At 59.2% G+C, this 19,120-nt stretch carries 16 protein-coding genes; 4 read left to right on the top strand and 12 right to left on the bottom strand.

Annotated features, from left to right (window positions below; all coding sequences use genetic code 11):
- Positions 1-235: 235 nt before the first annotated feature.
- The 4 genes from OU993_RS19510 to OU993_RS19525 all read right to left on the bottom strand — a co-directional run bounded on the left by OU993_RS19510 (position 236) and on the right by OU993_RS19525 (position 5,025).
- Positions 236-2,461 (bottom strand): S8 family peptidase, encoded by a 2,226-nt coding sequence (locus OU993_RS19510; RefSeq protein ID WP_268160271.1) that lies wholly within the window; start codon positions 2,459-2,461, stop codon positions 236-238.
- A gap of 121 nt (positions 2,462-2,582) precedes the next feature.
- A complete protein-coding gene (locus OU993_RS19515) occupies positions 2,583-3,665 on the bottom strand; it encodes an AAA family ATPase (RefSeq protein ID WP_268160274.1) in 1,083 nt (360 codons plus the stop codon).
- A 219-nt stretch (positions 3,666-3,884) separates the two neighbouring features.
- The gene (locus tag OU993_RS19520) at positions 3,885-4,760 is read right to left on the bottom strand and encodes a TniQ family protein (protein WP_268160275.1); all 876 of its coding nucleotides are present in this window, start codon (positions 4,758-4,760) and stop codon (positions 3,885-3,887) included.
- Positions 4,738-5,025 (bottom strand): hypothetical protein, encoded by a 288-nt coding sequence (locus OU993_RS19525; RefSeq protein WP_268160277.1) that lies wholly within the window; start codon positions 5,023-5,025, stop codon positions 4,738-4,740. Before OU993_RS19525 ends, OU993_RS19520 begins: the two co-directional genes overlap by 23 nt.
- 860 nt (positions 5,026-5,885) lie before the next feature.
- Between OU993_RS19525 and OU993_RS19530 the strand changes: the two genes are divergently transcribed.
- Positions 5,886-6,269 (top strand): helix-turn-helix domain-containing protein, encoded by a 384-nt coding sequence (locus tag OU993_RS19530; RefSeq protein WP_268160279.1) that lies wholly within the window; start codon positions 5,886-5,888, stop codon positions 6,267-6,269.
- 418 nt (positions 6,270-6,687) lie between these two features.
- Here the strand turns inward: OU993_RS19530 and OU993_RS19535 are convergent, their stop codons facing one another.
- Genes OU993_RS19535 through OU993_RS19550 form a run of 4 tightly spaced genes read right to left on the bottom strand, consistent with a single transcriptional unit; the run spans position 6,688 to position 11,082 of the window.
- Positions 6,688-7,608, bottom strand: a complete 921-nt coding sequence (locus OU993_RS19535) for an alpha/beta hydrolase (protein WP_268160280.1) — start codon at positions 7,606-7,608, stop codon at positions 6,688-6,690.
- The gene (locus OU993_RS19540; RefSeq protein ID WP_268160281.1) at positions 7,605-8,552 is read right to left on the bottom strand and encodes an ABC transporter permease; all 948 of its coding nucleotides are present in this window, start codon (positions 8,550-8,552) and stop codon (positions 7,605-7,607) included. Before OU993_RS19540 ends, OU993_RS19535 begins: the two co-directional genes overlap by 4 nt.
- Before the next feature lie 14 nt (positions 8,553-8,566).
- Positions 8,567-10,090 carry a sugar ABC transporter ATP-binding protein gene (locus tag OU993_RS19545; protein WP_268160283.1) on the bottom strand — a complete coding sequence of 508 codons (1,524 nt, stop codon included), beginning with the start codon at positions 10,088-10,090 and terminating at the stop codon, positions 8,567-8,569.
- Positions 10,087-11,082, bottom strand: a complete 996-nt coding sequence (locus tag OU993_RS19550) for a sugar ABC transporter substrate-binding protein (RefSeq protein WP_268160284.1) — start codon at positions 11,080-11,082, stop codon at positions 10,087-10,089. The genes OU993_RS19545 and OU993_RS19550 overlap by 4 nt, the downstream gene beginning before the upstream one ends.
- 180 nt (positions 11,083-11,262) lie before the next feature.
- On the opposite strand from OU993_RS19550, the gene OU993_RS19555 reads away from it, so the two are divergent.
- Complete coding sequence (locus tag OU993_RS19555) at positions 11,263-12,423, top strand: ROK family transcriptional regulator (protein WP_268160286.1); 1,161 nt, start codon at positions 11,263-11,265, stop codon at positions 12,421-12,423.
- Positions 12,424-12,628: 205 nt separating this feature from the next.
- Here OU993_RS19555 and OU993_RS19560 read toward each other — a convergent pair whose 3' ends face one another.
- The 4 genes from OU993_RS19560 to OU993_RS19575 form a co-directional block, all read right to left on the bottom strand.
- Positions 12,629-12,826, bottom strand: coding sequence for a hypothetical protein (locus tag OU993_RS19560; RefSeq protein ID WP_268155107.1), 198 nt, complete (start codon positions 12,824-12,826; stop codon positions 12,629-12,631).
- Positions 12,823-13,596, bottom strand: a complete 774-nt coding sequence (gene istB, locus OU993_RS19565; protein ID WP_268154921.1) for an IS21-like element helper ATPase IstB — start codon at positions 13,594-13,596, stop codon at positions 12,823-12,825. The genes OU993_RS19560 and istB overlap by 4 nt, the downstream gene beginning before the upstream one ends.
- Positions 13,589-15,088: an IS21 family transposase gene (istA, locus tag OU993_RS19570; protein WP_268154920.1), complete on the bottom strand. Its 1,500-nt coding sequence runs from the start codon at positions 15,086-15,088 to the stop codon at positions 13,589-13,591. Before istA ends, istB begins: the two co-directional genes overlap by 8 nt.
- A 673-nt stretch (positions 15,089-15,761) precedes the next feature.
- The gene (locus OU993_RS19575) at positions 15,762-16,079 is read right to left on the bottom strand and encodes a ParB/RepB/Spo0J family partition protein (RefSeq protein ID WP_268160288.1); all 318 of its coding nucleotides are present in this window, start codon (positions 16,077-16,079) and stop codon (positions 15,762-15,764) included.
- A gap of 663 nt (positions 16,080-16,742) precedes the next feature.
- Between OU993_RS19575 and OU993_RS19580 the strand changes: the two genes are divergently transcribed.
- On the top strand, positions 16,743-17,789 hold the full coding sequence (locus OU993_RS19580; protein ID WP_268155362.1) for an IS110 family transposase: 1,047 nt from the start codon (positions 16,743-16,745) through the stop codon (positions 17,787-17,789).
- A 466-nt stretch (positions 17,790-18,255) separates the two neighbouring features.
- Positions 18,256-19,008 (top strand): aminoacyl--tRNA ligase-related protein, encoded by a 753-nt coding sequence (locus OU993_RS19585; RefSeq protein WP_268155360.1) that lies wholly within the window; start codon positions 18,256-18,258, stop codon positions 19,006-19,008.
- The last annotated feature ends 112 nt before the right edge of the window (positions 19,009-19,120 follow it).

Consider the following 19,120-nt stretch of genomic DNA (forward strand, 5'->3'; position numbering starts at 1 on the left):
GGCTTCTTCAGCCGCTTTCAAAGTTCTCAATCCTCGGCACCATTTATCCGCGCTTTTGGACAGCCGCCAACACCATCGCCTCTCTCATCGAAACCTGCACGTGGGGGTTCCTTGCAGCACGTTGATGGAGGCTAAGCTGAGGAAATGAGAAAAGAGAAAGAACGATGGATCGCGCATCAGTTGTTCAGCAGCGGCTCTTCCTCTTTGTCCTCATGAGCAAGCACGTGATGGCGGCTTAGACGGCGACTGCGGCCGCCGCCATGTTCTCGATGGCGGCCTGCACCTCTGCGTATAGTTCGGCTGGGATCGTGCCGGCGTCGATTTCTACGACTAGCGCAAAGCGCGCGATAAGGTCATGGGGATTGGGGATGCTCTTCGCTTTCCACCATCCGGTCACGGGATGGACTGCAATCAGATTACGACGTGCAAGGTCCGAGGCGGCACATGTCAGTTGATCAATCTGCAGCGATCCGACATCGCGCCGGTTCGGTCCAAACATCCAGCCATCCGGTTCCTCGATCGCCCCCTCGTCGGTCTGTTCGGCAATCTTGCTGATCCGCTTGATGAAGGCTCCCTCCTTCTCGTTTGCCCGGTTCAGCTTGAACCGCAGATTGTGCGAGGCATAGCGGTATTTATTGCCGCGGGCTGGTTCCGACGGGTTCGGTGACATGAAGGTGCTGAGGCTGACGCGCAGCGTGACCTCGGTGCTGCCGAGCCGGCGCAACTCCTGGATCGGCCAGGGAAGCTCGAACAGCTTCAGTTCGTTGTGGACATGCTCGGCATTTTTTGTGGCACTCTTCTTGTAGGGCTTGATCGTGTCCTCGACGATCAGCGTTAGCGCATTCGACGCGCTACGCCTTGCCCGCTCCATATCCGGTACACCATAGCCATAGCGCCTGAAGAGGATCCCGAGATCCGTCTTCGACGGCTGCACCGGGACGTGGGCCAACATCTGGTTGGTCCATCGAGCCGAGGACACGAAAATCGCCCTCACGGTTTCCGGCCAGAGCTCAGGGTAATCCGACCAGAGTGCGGTGATGTCGCGTGAGGCGAGCGCTGTTGCCGCACTGGTTTCGGCGCAGGTGGTGAAGGCTCGCTGCGGATATTGGTGATCGGTAGTGAGCAACGCAAGGGCTGTATGCTTCATTGGCGGCGGTGCACCATGCAGGAACCAGTTACCGCCTTCGTAGACAACGTCCGGCTTGATCGGCCAGTAGGATTGCCAGCTTGCGGTGCGTGATGAAGGCGCTAGATCGCCCAAGGGCGCGACGCAAACACCGGGCTCACCCGGCGGCAGGGTCACCTTCTGCGTATAGGCTCCGACACTGATTGCATTCCATGCTTGCGCAGGCGATTCCAGCTCATTGTCTGGATGATCCGAGACGGCGAGGTAATCGCCACCCGTGAACGCATTTTGATCGCTGTTTCCCGCCGAGACCAGAATAAGCCGCTGTCGTTTCTGCAAACCCGAAGCGCCTGACGTGAGTTGATCGATCTCACTCGACCAGGAAGTCGGCGCTCCGTCATGCGGCGTATCGTCTTCCGTTGTGCTCGCCAAGCAGAAGGTCCGCCGCCTAGCCGCGTTCGCTTCCGCTGCATTGATGCCCTTGCGCGTCACGGTCCCAAGCAGATGGTGGGGATTGTGGCCAGTATCCGGCATTATCTTCGCCGATTCGAGCCGGTGACCGATCGTAATCGGCAAGGTCGTCTGCAATGCCGTGCTCAGATCGCCGAAAAGCGCTAGGCCGGCCAGCTGCGTTCCATGCCCGACAAAATCGTTGACGTCCCATGCCGGTTCCGCCGCATGCCTATCGACTGCTGCTAATGCTGGCTGAATCAGCGGATGCGCACGGCTTACGCCGCGATCAAGAAGCGTGACATAGTTCGGGTCCGCGTTTTCGGTGAAGGTTGTCCGGCTTGTCAGATCATCTACCCATTGGTGCTGTTCCTCGATCGGCATGGCATCGAAATCGTCCGCCGTACGGGTCGGCGTCGCAAGCGCCCGCACGCCGCCAAGGTTTCGGATGGCCGCCGCCAGCTCGACAGCGGTCGCAACCGCGATCGCCACCAGATCTTCCGGGAACTCCAGTCTATCCGTCCCGACAGCAACACCATAATCCGCAGCGTTGGTTAGGAATCTGGCCGCGTCCGCTTTTCCGAGCCACACTTCCCAAGCCTGCTTCTCGGGTCCGGTTGAAAACCTATCGGCAGGACTGCGCCACAAGGCTCGAAGCCCAGCCTCCGAAATCGCACGAATGCTTTGTACCAGGTCGGCATTCTTCGGCGGCTTGAAGCTTCCGTCTGGGTTGACCGGGAGATCACCGCCAAAATCCGCAATCTTCTTGCGAAGTTTCTCAATCCCCTTTTCGGTCGCAAAGACCGTCGCCTCCGCCGGTGCCCCGGGCGGCTTTTCGACCTTGAGAAGCGTCAGCCCACTGGCGTTCAGGCTTTTGGTGATCATCACCTCGTGCGGCCGGCCCTCGATCGCAAGATAGACACCCGGAAGATTGTTGTCGGGAATATTTGGAAGGTGATCGAGTGCTGTCAGCAGCGCCTGTGCATGCGCCTCACGGTGGTTGAGATCACTTGGATGTTTTTTCGACCCGCCGGTTTTTGCTGCGAAGGGGCGTGCTTTTCCGATCCCGCTCAGTGTGAAGTGACGCCGATCTCGAACCATGCTTGTCTGTTCCTATGCCTTGCAGGGAACGTCTCCGCTCCAGCGACGCCACCACAGTCGAAGTCTCGATGGCACCCGAATCGAGAATGACGGCGCGGCGCGCCGCGTCTTCAGCAGCCGCGATCACGTCGGCCGTCGACAGACCATCGGCGTAGCCGGCGATCTGACCCCAGTTGACCGCACCGACGTCGAAGCCGTGCAGTCGGCGGCGCATCGCCTTTTCGATCGCGTCCTCGTTCGGCAGATCGTAAGACAGGACCAAATCGAAGCGGCGCAAAACCGCGCGGTCGAGCAGTTCGGGAAGATTTGTGGTCGCGATGATGATCGACGGACCAGTGTCTTCGTCGAGGAACTGAAGGAACGAGTTCAGGACGCGTCTTGCCTCGCCGATATCGTTCTCGTTGCCGCGACTTGAGGCCAGCGCATCGATTTCATCGAAGAGGTAGACGCCGCGTGTCGTCTTGATCGCGTCGAAAACCATGCGAAGCTTCTGGGCAGTCTCGCCCATGAACTTCGTGATTAGCCCGTGCAGAAGAACGGTAAAGAGTGGATAGTGAAGTTCGGCGGACAATGCCGCAGCCGTCAGGGTCTTGCCGGTCCCCGGCGGGCCGGCCAGAAGCACCCGCCGCCGTGGCCGCAGGCCGCGCTCTTCGAGCCTTTCGGCATGGTGGATCTCGACGACCAGATGCCGAAGTTCGTCTTCGATAACAGGAGGCACGATCACATCGGCCATCCGGGCCGTTGGATAGCTGGCGCCCAAGAAACCCGACAGTTCACCGCGCGGGGCGGCAAGGGGCGTGAGGTTGGGTCGTTTCTGTTCCGGCGCGCTGGCGCCGGCCTCGGCCCACTGGCGAAGCTGTTCGGCAAGACGGCTGTGGCCCTTCTGGGATTCGGCGGCAGCCAACTGCATGGCAAGGTCGTAGAAACGATCCTTGTCACCTTCAGCATGGCTCTTCACGAGCCCTATGATCTGTTGTGCCGATGCCATAATCTTCACTCTAAGCGTGTTACCGGATTTAGGAAGTCCAGAACGATTATATAGAAACTTTCTGAACAGTTTTGCTTGGATCCTGCCCGACCCGGCTCGCCCGGACCTTACGATCCAGAAGGGGTCACCGGCATAACTGTCGGTTGGCAGTTAACCGTGAGAATGCGGCCGCTTTGAGCCAGATTGGCAGTTAACGTGAGAATCTTGCCGGGAAGATTCTCAGATTAGTTGCAGTTGAGATGACGCGGTTGATCGGGAGGTAGCCCTCATGATCTCGTTGATGGCACTGCTGAAACGCACCTTGTTCTCGCCCCTCATTTGTCCGCAAAGCATTTCGAGCATCTCTGGCCCTGAGCGCTCAACCATGGCTATTCCGGCCAGCAGAGCCGGCCGCAGGTACAGGGGCAGGATTGGGCATGACGACATTGGCAGACTCTGTCGATCAACGACATCATCGAGATCAGGTATGAGTGCGCCAAGTACCCGGTAACGCCATGGCTCATAATTTCCAAACGTGGGGTTCTTCACGCGGCGCATCAGCAAAAGTTGTGCAATCCTGGCCGGTGATACCCAGGTTCGAGCTTTTCGTGAGGCCTCATCGTGGAGCAGCCGTTCGCCGATGAGAGCCGTTGCGCTATAGTGACCGAAGGTTGAGGCGCAATTAGGCCCCGTGGGGCTCTGGAGCAGGTTGCCGCAGAGAGCACAGGTGATACGCCAGCCGAGAAGCTGACTTCGAAGAATGGCTTTCGGTTCCGTCTTTGCGGGATAACAGGTTGAGCATGACTGTATCGCATCCGTCGCAATCAGGCACCGCGACGACCGGACGATTTCTGTGAAGGTGGTGCGGCGGATCGTTGCCTCATCCACGCAGAGTATGTGCGCCAGGCGGAGGATCTGATTGTCGTTGAGATTAAGATCGGTGGCGCGCAGGGATGGCGTCTCTGGGAGGCAATGCCGAAGCATGGTCAGGGCAGGGACACCATAGAACACCGCATGCCGAGCAACCCACGACGACAGCAGCTCATCGGTGCAGGGAGCCAGTGTCACCGGCAACTGCTGGGGGGCTTGAAGGTCATGCGAAGGCGGCTTCCGCATCAAACTCCGGCTCCCATCTCTCGACAGCTGCGTCCGTAATTCTCTCTTGGCCGCTTTCGATGGCCTCGATGGCGAGTGTGTTTAAGATATGGAAGAGGTTTGCGGTGATGCCGTCGGATATCTGTAACATCCGCCGTAGCGATTTTGCGGTCAACACCGACGGCTGGCGTAGGGGCGTGTTGCGCAGGATCAAAGCGATCAGGATCTCGAACTGCTCGTTTGCAGCCCAGCGGCTTAGGGTAAACTGTTCAAAGCGGCGGGCCAATTGCACATCGCCACCGATCGCTTCGCGGGCATCATTGTCGGTGGCTGTTGAGAACCGCGCATATTTGGTGCCGAGACGGGATTACGGCGAATCTGGACGCGGCGGACAGGGCCCTGAGATTATTGCAAAGGTTTTGATGGGGGAGATGAGCGCGGGATGTGGCGTCAGGAGCCCGGAGGGCGACTGAGGCACATCCCGCGCTGCGTCCGTCAATGATAGACTGGCGGAGCGCCGCAAACAGACATCGACCAAAGCTACCAGGCCAATTCGATGTCCAATCCCTCAGGCATCTGTGAGATGACGTGGCTGTCATCACGCAGGACTGCCGACTGGTTCACGGTGAGCGTCATTATAATGGTATTGGCGCATTCCGTCGAGCTTCTCCGATCAATCCCGACGGCGCTTCGAAAGGTGCGCCGCCGCGATGCAAACTGCTCGTTTCTTCCTCTGCGGGCGGTGTCGCGCGCAGGTTCTGCTTTGCCGCCATTGCGATCGGGGTCAGCGCTATTGCGGTTCTGCCTGCGCCCATGCGGCGCGCCGTGACAGCCTGCGGGCAGCCGGACGGCGCTACCAGAGCACCCGGCCGGGGCGCTTTGCCCATGCCGATCGCTCCCGCCGATATCGGCAGGCTCGCAAAAACGTGACGCATCACTCTCCACCCGTCGTTCCAGAGGGTTCACGACTGAAGGCGTCCACAAACGGCGGCATCGTTGCACCGGGCGATGGCACCGCTGGCGTGGTGTCATCGATCGAGCCGTGGTGCCGGCGCTGCGGCAGCTCTGTGCCGCTGTTCTTTCGCCGCGGCTTCGTGCGTCGCCGGGGGACACACGTGCGTCCATTCGACCATGGAGATCGAACCGATGACCATATCTGCCGAGAAGGAAGCGATGATCCTGCGCCTGTACCACGTTGAGAAGTGGCGCTGCGGCACGATCGCCAAGCAATTGCATTGCCATCACACCACCGTCTTCAGGGTCCTGAAGGACGCGGGCTTGCCTCGACACAGGCCGGTGATCCGCCCCGCCGAGATCGACCTGTACCTGCCGTTTATCCAGCAGACGCTGACCAAATATCCTGACCTGACGTCCAGCCGCCTCACATCCCGATTGCCTTGCTGTCGCGTTTTGGTCGCCCGAACACTACAAATTTTGGGGGTGAATTGTTTACGAAGTGCTAAGCAATCGCTCGGCGACGATGTTAAATTCGAATATTTGCATGTTGCGGATGGAAACGCGAACTTTTGATTAACTAATGCTCTTTGAGGTTGTAAAGGTTTTATTTTAGCTGTCCTAGTGCGCGCTGGCCCGCTGCACAACCGCTGGGCCCCTCACACGCCCCTATCAGCGCGCCGATCGTGCCGCCGACCGGCAGCACGATGCCGATGAAGAAGGTGAGTGCCGCGCCCGGTCCGCGCTTTTTCGCGTCGGCATAATATCCGGCAGCATGGAGCAGGCACGAGCCAACCGAAGAGGCGCGTATAGGGCGTGTCCAACCGGTAGGAATGCACCGTGTTCGGCGGAACCTGCACGTAGTCTCCCGGATGCAGCCGCATGTCTTCACCCCATTCACCCACATAGTCAGTAAATCTTGTCTCAATCCCAGGATGGCGAGGTATCTGGAGGCGAGCATTGGATATCCTTTCTGTCGGACACTCACAACTTTTCAGACAGCAGGTGCAATCGATCTTTTGATGAAGGCAGTTACGCCAGCGATTAAATCTTGCGCGTCGAACTCCGGCGTCGCATGACCGGCATTCTGGACCAAACGTAACTCAACCCTCTCTCGTCCGGCAATTGATGCAATCCGGTCGGCGAGCACGATCGAATGCTGGACCGGGACGATCGGGTCCATCGGTGCGTGTGCAAGGAAAAATGGCGGGCAATCCCTGGTGACCCATGTGTCCGGAGCGGCCGCAATCACCTGTCCCGGAACTGTCGTGGGAACGCCTCCCAGGAGGCGGCTTTCCGGACTGTCAGGATTCAGGTGGTCTGCGTCGCCCGCGCCGGTCTGCAGAAGATAGCGATCCATCAAGTCGAGGCGGGTCGGGCCATAGAAGTCCACAACCGCCTGCACCTTGCTGTGCACCTCGGAATATCCCAGGCTCATGTCTTCCATGACCGGCACATCATTGGTCGTTCCCGCAAGGGCCGCCAGATGTCCTCCTGCGGAGCATCCCCAGATCGCGAAGCGCTCGCCGTCGAGCCCCCAGTTCTTCGCTCCGGCTCTAAGGTAGCGGATTGCAGCCTTCACATCGTAAATCTGGGCGGGAAACTGGGCCTCCCCCGAGAGGCGGTAATTGACGGAGGCGACAGCGAAACCTGCCTCGCGCAGCGTCAGCGGTGCGTTCAGCTGGATGTCTCGCTTGTCGCACATCATCCAGGCGCCCCCATGGATGAAGATCACCAGCGGCCATCCCGAGCCGGGCGGTTTGCCCTCGGGAAGGTAAAGGTCGAGTTTCTGGAAGGGACTGAGTGATGCATAGGCGAGGTCGAGATGCTTCTGACGAACATGGCCTATCTCAGCCATGGGCAGCACATAGATTCCGTTCGGACCGTTGGGAGAATTGGGATCCGCCATTTTCATACTGTCTTTCGTTTTGTCTTGGGAGAATTCTGCCAGGTATCGAAGCCTACCGCTGCCAGGAGGACGAGACCCTTGACGATATACTGGGCATAAGTGTTCAGCCCGATCAGCTGCATCCCGTTGCCGAGAACGCCGAGGATCAGAACGCCTGTCACCAGACCAAGCACTCTTCCCTCGCCGCCCTTGAACGATATGCCGCCGAGGACCGCAGCAGTAATTGCGGTGAACTCGGTTCCCGGTCCGGTTGAGGATGCGGCCGACCCTGAACGGGCGAAGAGCACAATGGCGGCGAGGGCCACGAAGAAGGAACTCAGCGCGTAGGTGACAACCTTGACTTTATGAACAGGGATGCCGCTCAGGCGCGCGGCTTCTTCATTTCCGCCGATGGCGTAGATCATCCGCCCGAAGGCGGTCACATTCAGGATGAAGGCTGCCGTCAGCGCGCAGGCCAGCATCAACAGAACGGATACAGGGATCCAGCCAAACACAAAGCCCTGGCCGATATATTTGAAGGAGGCGGGTAGGTTGATGATCGCCGACTGGTTCGAGATGATGTAACTGAGCCCCTGGTAAATGGTCAGCGTGCCAAGCGTGACGATCAGCGAATGGACCTTCAGGGTGATCGAGGCGATCCCGTTGGTCAGGCCCATGAGAACGCCGATCAGGATCGCCAGCGCGATGGACGGCGCAACCGGCATGCCAAACCACTTCATGAAGACTGCGCAAACAACACCGACGACGGACATCTGGTAGCCGATCGAAAGGTCAATTCCCCCTGAGATCATCACAAAAGACAGGCCTATGGCCGCGATGATCACATAGGCATTTTGCACGAGGATATTGGTGAGGTTCTGAACTGTGAGGAAATAGGGCGAGACCACACTGAACAGGACCAGAAGCAAGATGAGAACGAGGGGGATGATGAATCGCCGCACCAGCGGCATGAAGGCGGAGGAGGTCATGCTGCTTTATCTTCCTTGAGGCCCGATGCCAGCGAGAGCACGCGTTCCTGCGTTGCTTCTGCTCGGGCCAGCGTGCCGACGAGATGGCCATTGTGGAGCACGAGTATGCGATCGGACATGCCAAGCAGTTCTTCCATGTCCGATGTGATCATCAAGATTGCGATGCCCTCGGCGGCCAGTTCGGCCATTAGCGCATACACCTCGGCGCGGGCGCCAACGTCGATGCCGCGCGTTGGCTCATCGAAGAGGATGACGCGTGCGCGTGCCGCGAGGGTTTTTGCGATCACGACCTTCTGCTGGTTGCCGCCCGAGAGATTTCCCACCTTCTGTCCGAGGGAGGGTGTCTTTATCTTCAGCCTGTCGCGATAGGCCTCTGCCAGTTTTCTTTCGGCCGGGCGATTGATTGTCGTCCAGCGGGTCAGGAAGCGCAGCGCTCCGATCGAAATGTTCCAACGAATTGGCTTTTCGAGGAACGTGCCTTCTTCCTTGCGGTTTTCCGGGACGAGGCCGATGCCGGCGACAAGCGCATCCCTCGGAGAGCGGAAAACGACCTCCTTGCCATCAAGCCGCAAGACGCCGCTGTCTGCGGCGACCGCGCCGCAGATGGTCTTTGCGAGTTCGGTGCGGCCTGCGCCGACCAGTCCTGCCAGCCCGACGATTTCACCGGACCGCATGGACAAGGAAATGGGCGCATTGCCATTGCCCTCTAAGGCATCCAGTTCGAGGACGACATCTCCGGAACTTCCGGATCGTTCCGGATAGGTCCTGGTGAGCTCGCGTCCGACCATCATGCGGATCAGCGTGTCGCGATCCGTTTCCCCGGTTGCCAGCGTTGCGACATGCCGACCGTCGCGCAGCACCGTGATGCGATCGCAGATTGCGAAGATCTCGTCCATGCGATGCGAGACGTAGATGATGCATGTGCCGCGAGCCTTAGTCTTGCGGATCATGGCAAACAGGCTGTCGACTTCGGCGAGCGACAGCGGCGCCGTCGGTTCGTCCATGATCAGAATACGCGGGGATTTGGCGAGCGCCTTGGCAATTTCCACCAGTTGCTGTTGGGCCGATGGCAGTTCCCGCACCAATGTGTTCGGGGATATGTCGACGCCGAACTCTGCGAGCAGGTCGCGGGCCGTCTCGCGCATACGCTTGAAGTCGGGAAAGAAGTTGGTCGACAGTCCCATGCAGATGTTTTCCGCGACCGACAGCGTCGGGACGAGGTTGAATTCCTGGTAGATTACTTCGACCCCCTGCGCGCGGCTGAGGGCCGGGGTCAGATCCGCAAAGCTTCTGCCGGCGATTGTCACGGTCCCTTCGTCGGCGACGATTGCGCCGGCGATGGTCTTGATCAACGTGGACTTGCCCGCACCGTTCTCGCCAACGATGGCGTGAACTTCACCTGCCTCGAAGGAAATGGAAACCTCGTCGAGAGCGCGAACGCCGGGATAGGTCTTGCTGAGGCCCGAAAGGGCAAGGAAGGGCATGGCTGGATGCCCCTCGCTGATTGGTGCGGATGTCATGCGGCTTTCGGTCCGGCCTTCGCGATTGTGTCCTTGATCCAGGTTCCCCAGGGGGTTTCACCCTTCATCAAGGCTTCCATGACCTGCCATGTGGCAACTGGAAGATCGACCTGCTTGCCGTCCAGAACCGGTCCGACGATCTGGATCGTGCCGCGGAAGAGACTTTCGTCCTTTGCCGACATGTCGATGGTTTCCTGGACGGGCGGAGACCAGTCGCCTGAGAAGACGCCGAATTTCGGCCGATCCAGGCCAGCCTGTGCCATCATGTATTCGTTGACGCCCATGGCTGTGTCGGCATTGTAGGTGAGGACGATGTCGGTGTCCGGGTTCTGGAGCCAGAGGGTTTCCATGACCGTCGTTCCGGCCGCCGTTGATCGTGCTTCAGTCGCGGAAAGCACCAAGTTTCCCTTGCCCCAGGCAGTGATGGTGTCGATCATTCCCTGAGACCGGTTCTTGGCGTCTATGGTATCGGTCGCGGGAATGACGACGATCTTCGGAGCGTCGGCTCCCGTCGGCAGCCCGCCTTCCGTTCCATCGGTTGAGAAGGTCTTGACCATCCAGGCGATAGCCATTTCCGCGATCTGGACGCCACAATTCCGCTGATCGATGTTCATCATCACATCATAGACGCCGGTATCCGTGCCCTGCACCAGGATCTTGACACCCTGTGCCTGGGCACGCGCAATAATGTCCTGCACATTGTTGGGATCGACAGGCATGATATCGATGACCTTCACGCCCATGGCGATGAAATTCTCGATCTGCTCCATCTGACGCACGGGGCTTGCGCCGGCATCGGCGATCTCGAGGGTAATGCCCTTCTGTGCGGCGAGATCTTTCACTGATGTCGTCAACCATCCCAGAAATGGGTTCGTCGTGTCTGGAACAGAAAATCCGACCTGAACCGCGCCTTGCGCAATGGCGGTCATGGGGTGAAAAAGCGTCGATGCCGCAAGGGCACCGCTGGTTGTCAGAAAGCGACGGCGGTTCATGTTTTCCTCCCACGGAGCGGCTCTGCCGCAAAAACTTCGAGCATGTGGATCGCTTTATCATCGCGTGCGATACGCATTTGCCAACGATGCAAAAGTAGACATCCTCCGAAAGTCCACTTTTATTCGATCCGAATGGAACGTAGTCATTCCATTCGATGAGTGTCAAGGAGATTGATCCATATGGATCGAATTGTTGAAGAGCCCGTAGAAAACAAATCTGAGGCTCGAATTCTTCAGCTCCTGCGCGAGCAGGGTGAATCCAGCATTGCGGAGCTGTCGCGAATTTCTGGTCTGGGCAAGGCAACCGCGTCACGCGCGATCCAGTCGTTGCGTATGCGTGGCCTCGTTGAAGATACCGGCGATGAGTTTCGAAGGCTTGCCTCTGGTCGTCCGGGCAGGGCAGTGCGTATCCGCCCTGATGTCGGGCTCTATCTGGGTATCTCCTTGAGCGCTGGAGGTGTGACGGCCGTGGTCGCGGATGCCGCCAAGCGTGTTGTTGCTTGGGAAAGGCAGCAAGCCGATTCTCTCGACGGGACAGTTCCCAGAGCTACAAGCCTCGCGGACTTCGCGGAACGGATGCTCGAACGTGCGGGCTGTGACCGAAAGCGGCTTTATGGTGTCGGGGTATCGGTCGCAGGGCCGGTTGATCCTCGCACAGGAGAGGTGGGAAATTCGGTCATTATACCGCAGTGGACGGGATCCAGGCCGCATGAGGACTTGTCCGCTCACTTCGGTAAACCTGTCCTCCTCGATAATGATGCGAATTGCTCGGCCCTGGCTGAGCTTCTCTGGGGAGAATTGAACTGCAATACGACTGCTGTGTTCCTTCGACTGGACCAGGGGATAGGAGGAGCGATTGTCCACAACGGCGAGGTACTGCACGGACGTACCGGCAGGGCCGGCGATTATGGTCATGTCACATACGATCCGAATGGTCCAGAATGCCGCTGTGGTGGCTACGGCTGCTTCGAGCGCTACCTGTCGATCTCTTCCGTAGAGAGCGACTTGAGTGCCACGTTGGCGGAAATTCAAGTGCGGACGAGGTCCGGTGACGCTGCCGCGCTCGAGATTGTGCGTCATAAGGGGCAGATTCTCGGCTCGTTGGCCGCAGTAGTTTCCCGCACCGTCGATCCGGACAGGATCCTTATAGGCGGTGGACTGCTCGCGCTTGGACCAGGGCTCCTGGATGCCGCCAATGAAAGGCTGCATGCGATCAATCGCACTGCGTCGAAAATCGAAACGGCAAGTGCCGCAACAGTGTTAGAAGATGGTTCCCTGCATGATGAACCGGCACTCGGAGCAATTGGGCTTCTCATCCGGCAGGAGAGATCGATTGCTTAACAATGGAGTATCTCGGGCCTGTCGCTAACTTTCGGGTTTATCCGTATGTTGCCCATAGGCATGGAAATTGCCGCTCCGTTTGTTGCGGAGCGAGCCATGATTCTGAATACTATTGGCGAGTGTTGGCGGCTGTCCAAAAGCGCGGATAAATGGTGCCGAGGATTGAGAACTTTGAAAGCGGCTGAAGAAGCCGCCTTCAGTGTTGCTAATCTTGATTATCGTCGGAAGCTTGTTGGTTTTGGACCATGTGCTGGATGTCAGGGGCGTAATGGTTCCAGATGGCGTCGCGCAGATCATCGAGGAGTTCGAAGACGGCCCATGCCTGCTCGGGGGTCCATTCGGCACTGATGAGGATTGGCAGGCCACGCTTGAGACCTGAAGAGTGGTGCGTCTTTTCGGTCATGATGCGGGCTCTGTTTCGCCGGATTGGTGACTGGCGCGTTGCTGACGCTGGGCTATGGAGCGCTCGTTGGCTTCCTTGAAGCGATAGGAATCTCCTTCGATCGCGACGACTTCGCAGTGGTGGACGAGACGATCGACCAGGCTGACGACGCACGCGGCGTTCGGAAAGACCTCCGACCATTGCGCAAAGGGTTTATTGGTGGTGACGATGGTCGAGCGTTTCTCGTATCGGCGGCTGATGAGCTCGAAGAGCAGATCGGCATGGCGGTTGGAATAGGATAGGTAGCCGATCTCGTCGATCAGCAGGACGTCATGGGAAGCATAGTACTGAAGCTTGCGGCGCAGCAGGGAATCGCTGTCGATGGCGGCGAGTTCGCCGAGCATTTCGCTGGCGGTGCGGAACAGGACCGAATGGCCCCGGATGAGTGCCTGGTAGGCGATGTTGAGGGCGAGCGTCGATTTGCCGACGCCGTTCGGACCGATGAAGACGATGTTGGTGGCATCCTTCATGAATGCCAGCGTCATCAGTTCCTCGACGGTGGCGCGGTCGATGCGGCGCGGCCACTTCCAGTCATAGTCGGCCATTTGCTTGAAGTGGCCGAGCCTGGCGGTGCGCATGCGTCGCAGCAGCGAGCGGTCGGAGCGCTCGTCTTCTTCCCACCGGATCACGGTCGGCACCCAGTCCTGTGTGGCGATCTCGTCCCAATGGGCCGTCAGGCCATAAAGGCGCAATTGTCTGGCGCGATTGAACAGGGTGTCGATCTTATTCATCGTCGTTTCCTTTCAATGTGAGTTGATCGTAACGGTCGAGCTTGTGGGGAATGACAGTCGTGTCCTTCTTGCGGACATGCTCGGGCAGCCTGGTTTCGACCGGGGGCGGAGCGCCCCGCGCAATCCGGCGGCGTTCGAGCACTGATCGAACCGCCTTGGAATGCGAGGCGCCGGCGCGCAAAGCGTCTTCGACGGCCGCCTGGAGTTCCTGGGCGCCGTAGAGGTCGAGCAACGTCAGCATGGCGTTGGTGATTGCGCCGATATTGGCGCCACGTTCTGCGGCATGCATCATCAGCTTCTGACAAGCCGGCACGGCCCGCGTCAGGCTATTGAGGCCGCGATGCTGGCGTGCCTCGCGCTTGACGGCGACGAGTGCCTTCAGGTGCTGAGGATCCTCGATCTGCTGGCCCCTATCGAAGCTGCGACGGTGGCTGGCGATCATCGTGGCGGCGTCGAATATCCTGACCTGGACGAGATCGGCGCGAACGGTGAGTGTTCGTTGGACATGCGTATGAGGGACCGAGTAATCGTTCAGATCGAAGCGCACGTAGGGTGTCTTGCCAACCTTCACGGCCACCTGCTCCTCGACGGGATAGGGATTGGCCGGCAAGGGCAGAAGCATGGGCTGTTCTTTTGAGAACGCCTCACGCACCGTCATTGCCCGGTCCTCCGGGCATGGCCTGTCGGCAGCCTGGGTCCGGCACCAGTGTTCGGCCTGGGCATTGAGATCGTCGAGGTCCTTGAAGGTGCGGGCGATGAAGAAGGCTTCCCGGATGTGGCGAATGGCGCGCTCGACACGGCCTTTCTCGTTGCCCCGTGCTACCGCGACAGGACGGGGTTCGAAGCGATAATGAGCCGCGAAGGCCAACAATGTCGGATGGAAGCGGATGGCATCGCCCTGCCGTTCAAGGACGGCGGACTTCAGATTGTCGTAGAGCAGCACTCTGGGAAGGCTGTTCCAGTCGTTGAATGCGCCGACATGGCCGCGCAGGAAGTTTTCCATGCGGGCATCAAGGAAGAAGCGCAGATAGATGTCGCGCGAGTAGGATAGCACCATGACGAAGGCCATCAGCGGGCGGCGGGCCCTGCCGATCTCGATGTGGCCAAAATGACCCCAGTCGACCTGGCCCTGCTCACCCGGCAGGGTGCGTAGTCGTAGATAAGCTTCCGCCGCCTTCCGTGGTCGGTGCAGCGCCACCATGTGCCGGAAGTGGTCGGGCGATCCCTTATAGCCGCGCTCCTGCACCATCCCGTAAAGGCGGCTGGACGTCAGGTCAGGATATTTGGTCAGCGTCTGCTGGATAAACGGCAGGTACAGGTCGATCTCGGCGGGGCGGATCACCGGCCTGTGTCGAGGCAAGCCCGCGTCCTTCAGGACCCTGAAGACGGTGGTGTGATGGCAATGCAATTGCTTGGCGATCGTGCCGCAGCGCCACTTCTCAACGTGGTACAGGCGCAGGATCATCGCTTCCTTCTCGGCAGATATGGTCATCGGTTCGATCTCCATGGTCGAATGGACGCACGTGTGTCCCCCGGCGACGCACGAAGCCGCGGCGAAAGAACAGCGGCACAGAGCTGCCGCAGCGCCGGCACCACGGCTCGATCGATGACACCACGCCAGCGGTGCCATCGCCCGGTGCAACGATGCCGCCGTTTGTGGACGCCTTCAGTCGTGAACCCTCTGGAACGACGGGTGGAGAGTGATGCGTCACGTTTTTGCGAGCCTGCCGATATCGGCGGGAGCGATCGGCATGGGCAAAGCGCCCCGGCCGGGTGCTCTGGTAGCGCCGTCCGGCTGCCCGCAGGCTGTCACGGCGCGCCGCATGGGCGCAGGCAGAACCGCAATAGCGCTGACCCCGATCGCAATGGCGGCAAAGCAGAACCTGCGCGCGACACCGCCCGCAGAGGAAGAAACGAGCAGTTTGCATCGCGGCGGCGCACCTTTCGAAGCGCCGTCGGGATTGATCGGAGAAGCTCGACGGAATGCGCCAATACCATTATAATGACGCTCACCGTGAACCAGTCGGCAGTCCTGCGTGATGACAGCCACGTCATCTCACAGATGCCTGAGGGATTGGACATCGAATTGGCCTGGTAGCTTTGGTCGATGTCTGTTTGCGGCGCTCCGCCAGTCTATCATTGACGGACGCAGCGCGGGATGTGCCTCAGTCGCCCTCCGGGCTCCTGACGCCACATCCCGCGCTCATCTCCCCCATCAAAACCTTTGCAATAATCTCAGGGCCCTGTCCGCCGCGTCCAGATTCGCCGTAATCCCGTCTCGGCACCAAATATGCGCGGTTCTCAACAGCCACCGACACGAGGTATCTCCCCTTGGATGCCTTGCGCACCACAAGGTTTTGAATGACGCCATTGGCGAGGATCGAGGCCGACAGGCTCTCGATGCTCTCCTTGGTGTAAGTCTTCCGGACGTTCTTCGGGTCTGCGTCCAGCTTGTTCAATGCTATCGCGATGATGTCGCTCATGGTCTCTTGCTCCAGTTTTTCCCGTTTCCCTTGGGAGCAAGCCCCGCTAGTGGGCGAAGCCTCTGCCTTCGTTTTCGAAGGATGTGCCCCCACATCCGGCGGAACGAAGGGGGAGGGCTTGAGCCCGCTCCCGTTAGGACGCGGATCGGGTCATGGGGCGGGAGGAAGGAAAAACGGAAGGTTTGCCGGCTTGACGGCGAAAACCGTTTTTCCTGACGAGCGACAGCGCTTGCGCGCTTGCCCATTGGCGCGATCGGCGACCTATCGTAAGAGCGGTACAGGGTAGGGTCGATGCGCGGCCGATCCCGGCCGCTCCTTGTGGATGCGAACCGGCGACGCCGGTTCTCCGTCTTCTGAACCAGGTTATAAAACGACGGATCCGCCCGCTGCGCTCCGAGTGATGAGCGCTCCGCTCCTCGGGCAGCTCTCCATTTCAACTTGATTAAACATGTCGATAGCGGCAGCAGCCGCTCGGCTCGGATTGATCGGCGCCAGTCCGAGATCCGAGAAGGACAATGAAGAACATCGGAGCTTTCAGCATAGATGGGCTAATCGGCTTCGTGCCCCAGCTCATCCGCCCGGAAGAAGGAGCTGCACCGCACTGCCGATGATACAAGTGGCCGGTCGGAAACCAGGCACAACCATCTTGCAGGGAGCGCAACCATGAAACACTATGTCGGCCTCGATGTCTCGGTCAAAGAGACGAGCGTCTGTATCGTCGATGAAAACGGAAAGCTATGCCGGGAACGGAAGGTGGTCTCCCACCCTGATGACCTCGTTAGCATCCTGAGCGATCCGGCATTCAGCTTGGAGAGGGTGGGCGTTGAGGCTGGCCCTTTGTCCCAATGGCTGTTTGAAGGGTTGGCAAAAGCTGGCCTCCCGGTATTCTGCATCGAGACGCGCCATACCAAGGCATTCCTGGACGCCCTGCAGCAGAACAAAAGCGACAGGAACGATGCACGCGGCATCGCCCACATGATGCGGGTCGGCTTGTTCAAGGACGTGCATGTGAAGACGCTCACCAGCCAGAAGCGCCGCGCCTTGCTAACGGCCCGATCGTTGCTGCAGGAAAAGGCGATCGATTTGGAGAACGAGATGCGCGGGCTCCTGCGCAACTTCGGACTGAAGGTCGGTCAGGCCTCGGGCGGCATGTTCGAGAGAAGGATTCTCGAACTTGTCGAACACGACACTGAGCTGGCGGAAATCATGGAGCCACTGCTCGCCGGGCGGCGCAAGTTGCGCGAAGGTCTTGCCAAACTTGAAAAGAGGGTCCTAGCCGAAGCGAAGCAGGATGAGGTTTGCAGGCGATTGATGACGGTGCCTGGCGTTGGACCGATCGTCTCGCTCGCCTATGTCTCGACGATCGATATTCCCAGCAGGTTTCGTCATTCCCGATCGGTCGGAGCGATATTGGGCCTCACCCCTGTCCTGAAACAATCCGGCGAAGTGAGCCGTGTCGGCCACATCTCTCTACGCGGGGATGCCATGATGCGGCGACTGCTCTATGAGGCCGCCCAATCGATGATGACGCGCGTGGTGAAATGGTGCTGGCTGAAGGCATGGGCCATGAACATTGCCAAGCGGCATGGCAGCAAGAAGGCCAAGGTCGCACTGGCCCGCCGTCTCGCGGTCGTCATGCATCGCATGTGGGTGGATGGCTCGGAATTCCGCTGGACAAGGGAGGACACCGTCTCAACGGTCGCGGCATGACAGTCAGCCACAGAGGCAATCGAAAGGTTCGAATTCAAGGTTCCGCGTAGCAGCGTAGCGGCGGAAGACGTCCTTCGCGGACGATGGTGATGTGAGCTCGTGGCGGCGTTTATTCCGATGATCAGTCATCAGGATGCAGCATAGATTGGGCCACATCATCTACTGGACCCCATCATGGGAGGGCCGAGTGCCGATCCCGGAGAGAAGCGCGGGCCGCGAAAAGACGTTGAATGCCGAGAACCAGTTCGACACGGGTTGACCCTCCGCAGCCTCTGGGGCATGTATGCAGACTATGAGCAATTTGACAGCACCATCAATGAAGAAAGGCCGCATCCTGCGGAATATCTTCGTGTGCGTGTTCGGCGGACGAGGTCTTCGCGTCCAGTCGTGATGCCGCGCGTTTATGCGCGAACGACTGGACGTAAAACTTCACCTCATCCTTCAGTGGCTACCAGGAGAGTAAGCCATGCTCAGCATTCTCAACGTAAATTCGCTCGTGCATTGGGAGGAACGCGAAATCCTTCGGCGCGAGGAGTTCATCCGCCATTTCTCGGAAGAGGTCAGGGCCTTCCTTCGTTCCATCAATCCCGCCTGGGACATGCGCCGGGTCGAGGCACCAACGCTCATCCCACGCCATATGATCTCCGACGCCTATGAAAACGCGGACATATGGGTTCAGGAAAAGATCACCCTGACAGAGACCGAGCTTGTCCTCCGACCGGAGACAACGCCATCAACCTACGCATACATGAACCACCTTCTTGACGGCCACTCAGGGACGAAGCTGCCACTTTGCGTCTGGCAGGCCGGCCGCTCCTATCGTCGAGAGCAGGAGCAGACCACTGCCCACATGCGCCTGAAGGAATTCTGGCAGATGGAGTTCCAGGCAGCGTTCACCGCGGACACGGGCATGGACTATCACGCGGCATGCTTGGAACCCGTCCGAAAGATGATTGCATCGATAATCAACCTTCCAACCCGGATCGTTGAATCCGATCGGCTGCCGAGCTATTCCCAGGTCACGATGGACGTTGAGATCGACAACGGCTTCAAGTGGATGGAGGTCTGCTCGATCTCACGTAGGACAGACTTCCCCCGCAAGTTCGTCTCCCGTTCAAAAGGCGGCGTAACACGAGAGCACGATGTCCTCGTTCTTGAGATTGCTATCGGTCTCGATCGGTGCCTCCACAATTGGGCGATTGCAGCAGATCGCGCATAGGGGGACTATAGCTCAGGTCGTCTCGGCCAAGAGCTGAGGCGACCGCCGAAATATGAGATAGACGCTTGACCTAACCCCGCCGATTAGAGAAGCGCCGCGAAGCGGAAGCCGG

Source organism: Rhizobium sp. SL86 (assembly GCF_026672545.1).
In the GTDB taxonomy this organism is placed as follows: Bacteria; Pseudomonadota; Alphaproteobacteria; order Rhizobiales; family Rhizobiaceae; genus Neorhizobium.

Bases quoted from the DNA above. Each gene is read 5' to 3' on its own strand.
- OU993_RS19510 (WP_268160271.1), bottom strand. From the start codon at position 2,461: ATGATCACCAAAAGCCTGAACGCCAGTGGGCTGACGCTTCTCAAGGTC.
- OU993_RS19515 (WP_268160274.1), bottom strand. From the start codon at position 3,665: ATGGCATCGGCACAACAGATCATAGGGCTCGTGAAGAGCCATGCTGAA.
- OU993_RS19520 (WP_268160275.1), bottom strand. From the start codon at position 4,760: ATGCGGAAGCCGCCTTCGCATGACCTTCAAGCCCCCCAGCAGTTGCCG.
- OU993_RS19530 (WP_268160279.1), top strand. From the start codon at position 5,886: ATGACCATATCTGCCGAGAAGGAAGCGATGATCCTGCGCCTGTACCAC.
- OU993_RS19535 (WP_268160280.1), bottom strand. From the start codon at position 7,608: ATGAAAATGGCGGATCCCAATTCTCCCAACGGTCCGAACGGAATCTAT.
- OU993_RS19540 (WP_268160281.1), bottom strand. From the start codon at position 8,552: ATGCCGCTGGTGCGGCGATTCATCATCCCCCTCGTTCTCATCTTGCTT.
- OU993_RS19545 (WP_268160283.1), bottom strand. From the start codon at position 10,090: ATGACATCCGCACCAATCAGCGAGGGGCATCCAGCCATGCCCTTCCTT.
- OU993_RS19550 (WP_268160284.1), bottom strand. From the start codon at position 11,082: ATGAACCGCCGTCGCTTTCTGACAACCAGCGGTGCCCTTGCGGCATCG.
- OU993_RS19555 (WP_268160286.1), top strand. From the start codon at position 11,263: ATGGATCGAATTGTTGAAGAGCCCGTAGAAAACAAATCTGAGGCTCGA.
- OU993_RS19560 (WP_268155107.1), bottom strand. From the start codon at position 12,826: ATGACCGAAAAGACGCACCACTCTTCAGGTCTCAAGCGTGGCCTGCCA.
- istB (WP_268154921.1), bottom strand. From the start codon at position 13,596: ATGAATAAGATCGACACCCTGTTCAATCGCGCCAGACAATTGCGCCTT.
- istA (WP_268154920.1), bottom strand. From the start codon at position 15,088: ATGACCATATCTGCCGAGAAGGAAGCGATGATCCTGCGCCTGTACCAC.
- OU993_RS19575 (WP_268160288.1), bottom strand. From the start codon at position 16,079: ATGAGCGACATCATCGCGATAGCATTGAACAAGCTGGACGCAGACCCG.
- OU993_RS19580 (WP_268155362.1), top strand. From the start codon at position 16,743: ATGAAACACTATGTCGGCCTCGATGTCTCGGTCAAAGAGACGAGCGTC.
- OU993_RS19585 (WP_268155360.1), top strand. From the start codon at position 18,256: ATGCTCAGCATTCTCAACGTAAATTCGCTCGTGCATTGGGAGGAACGC.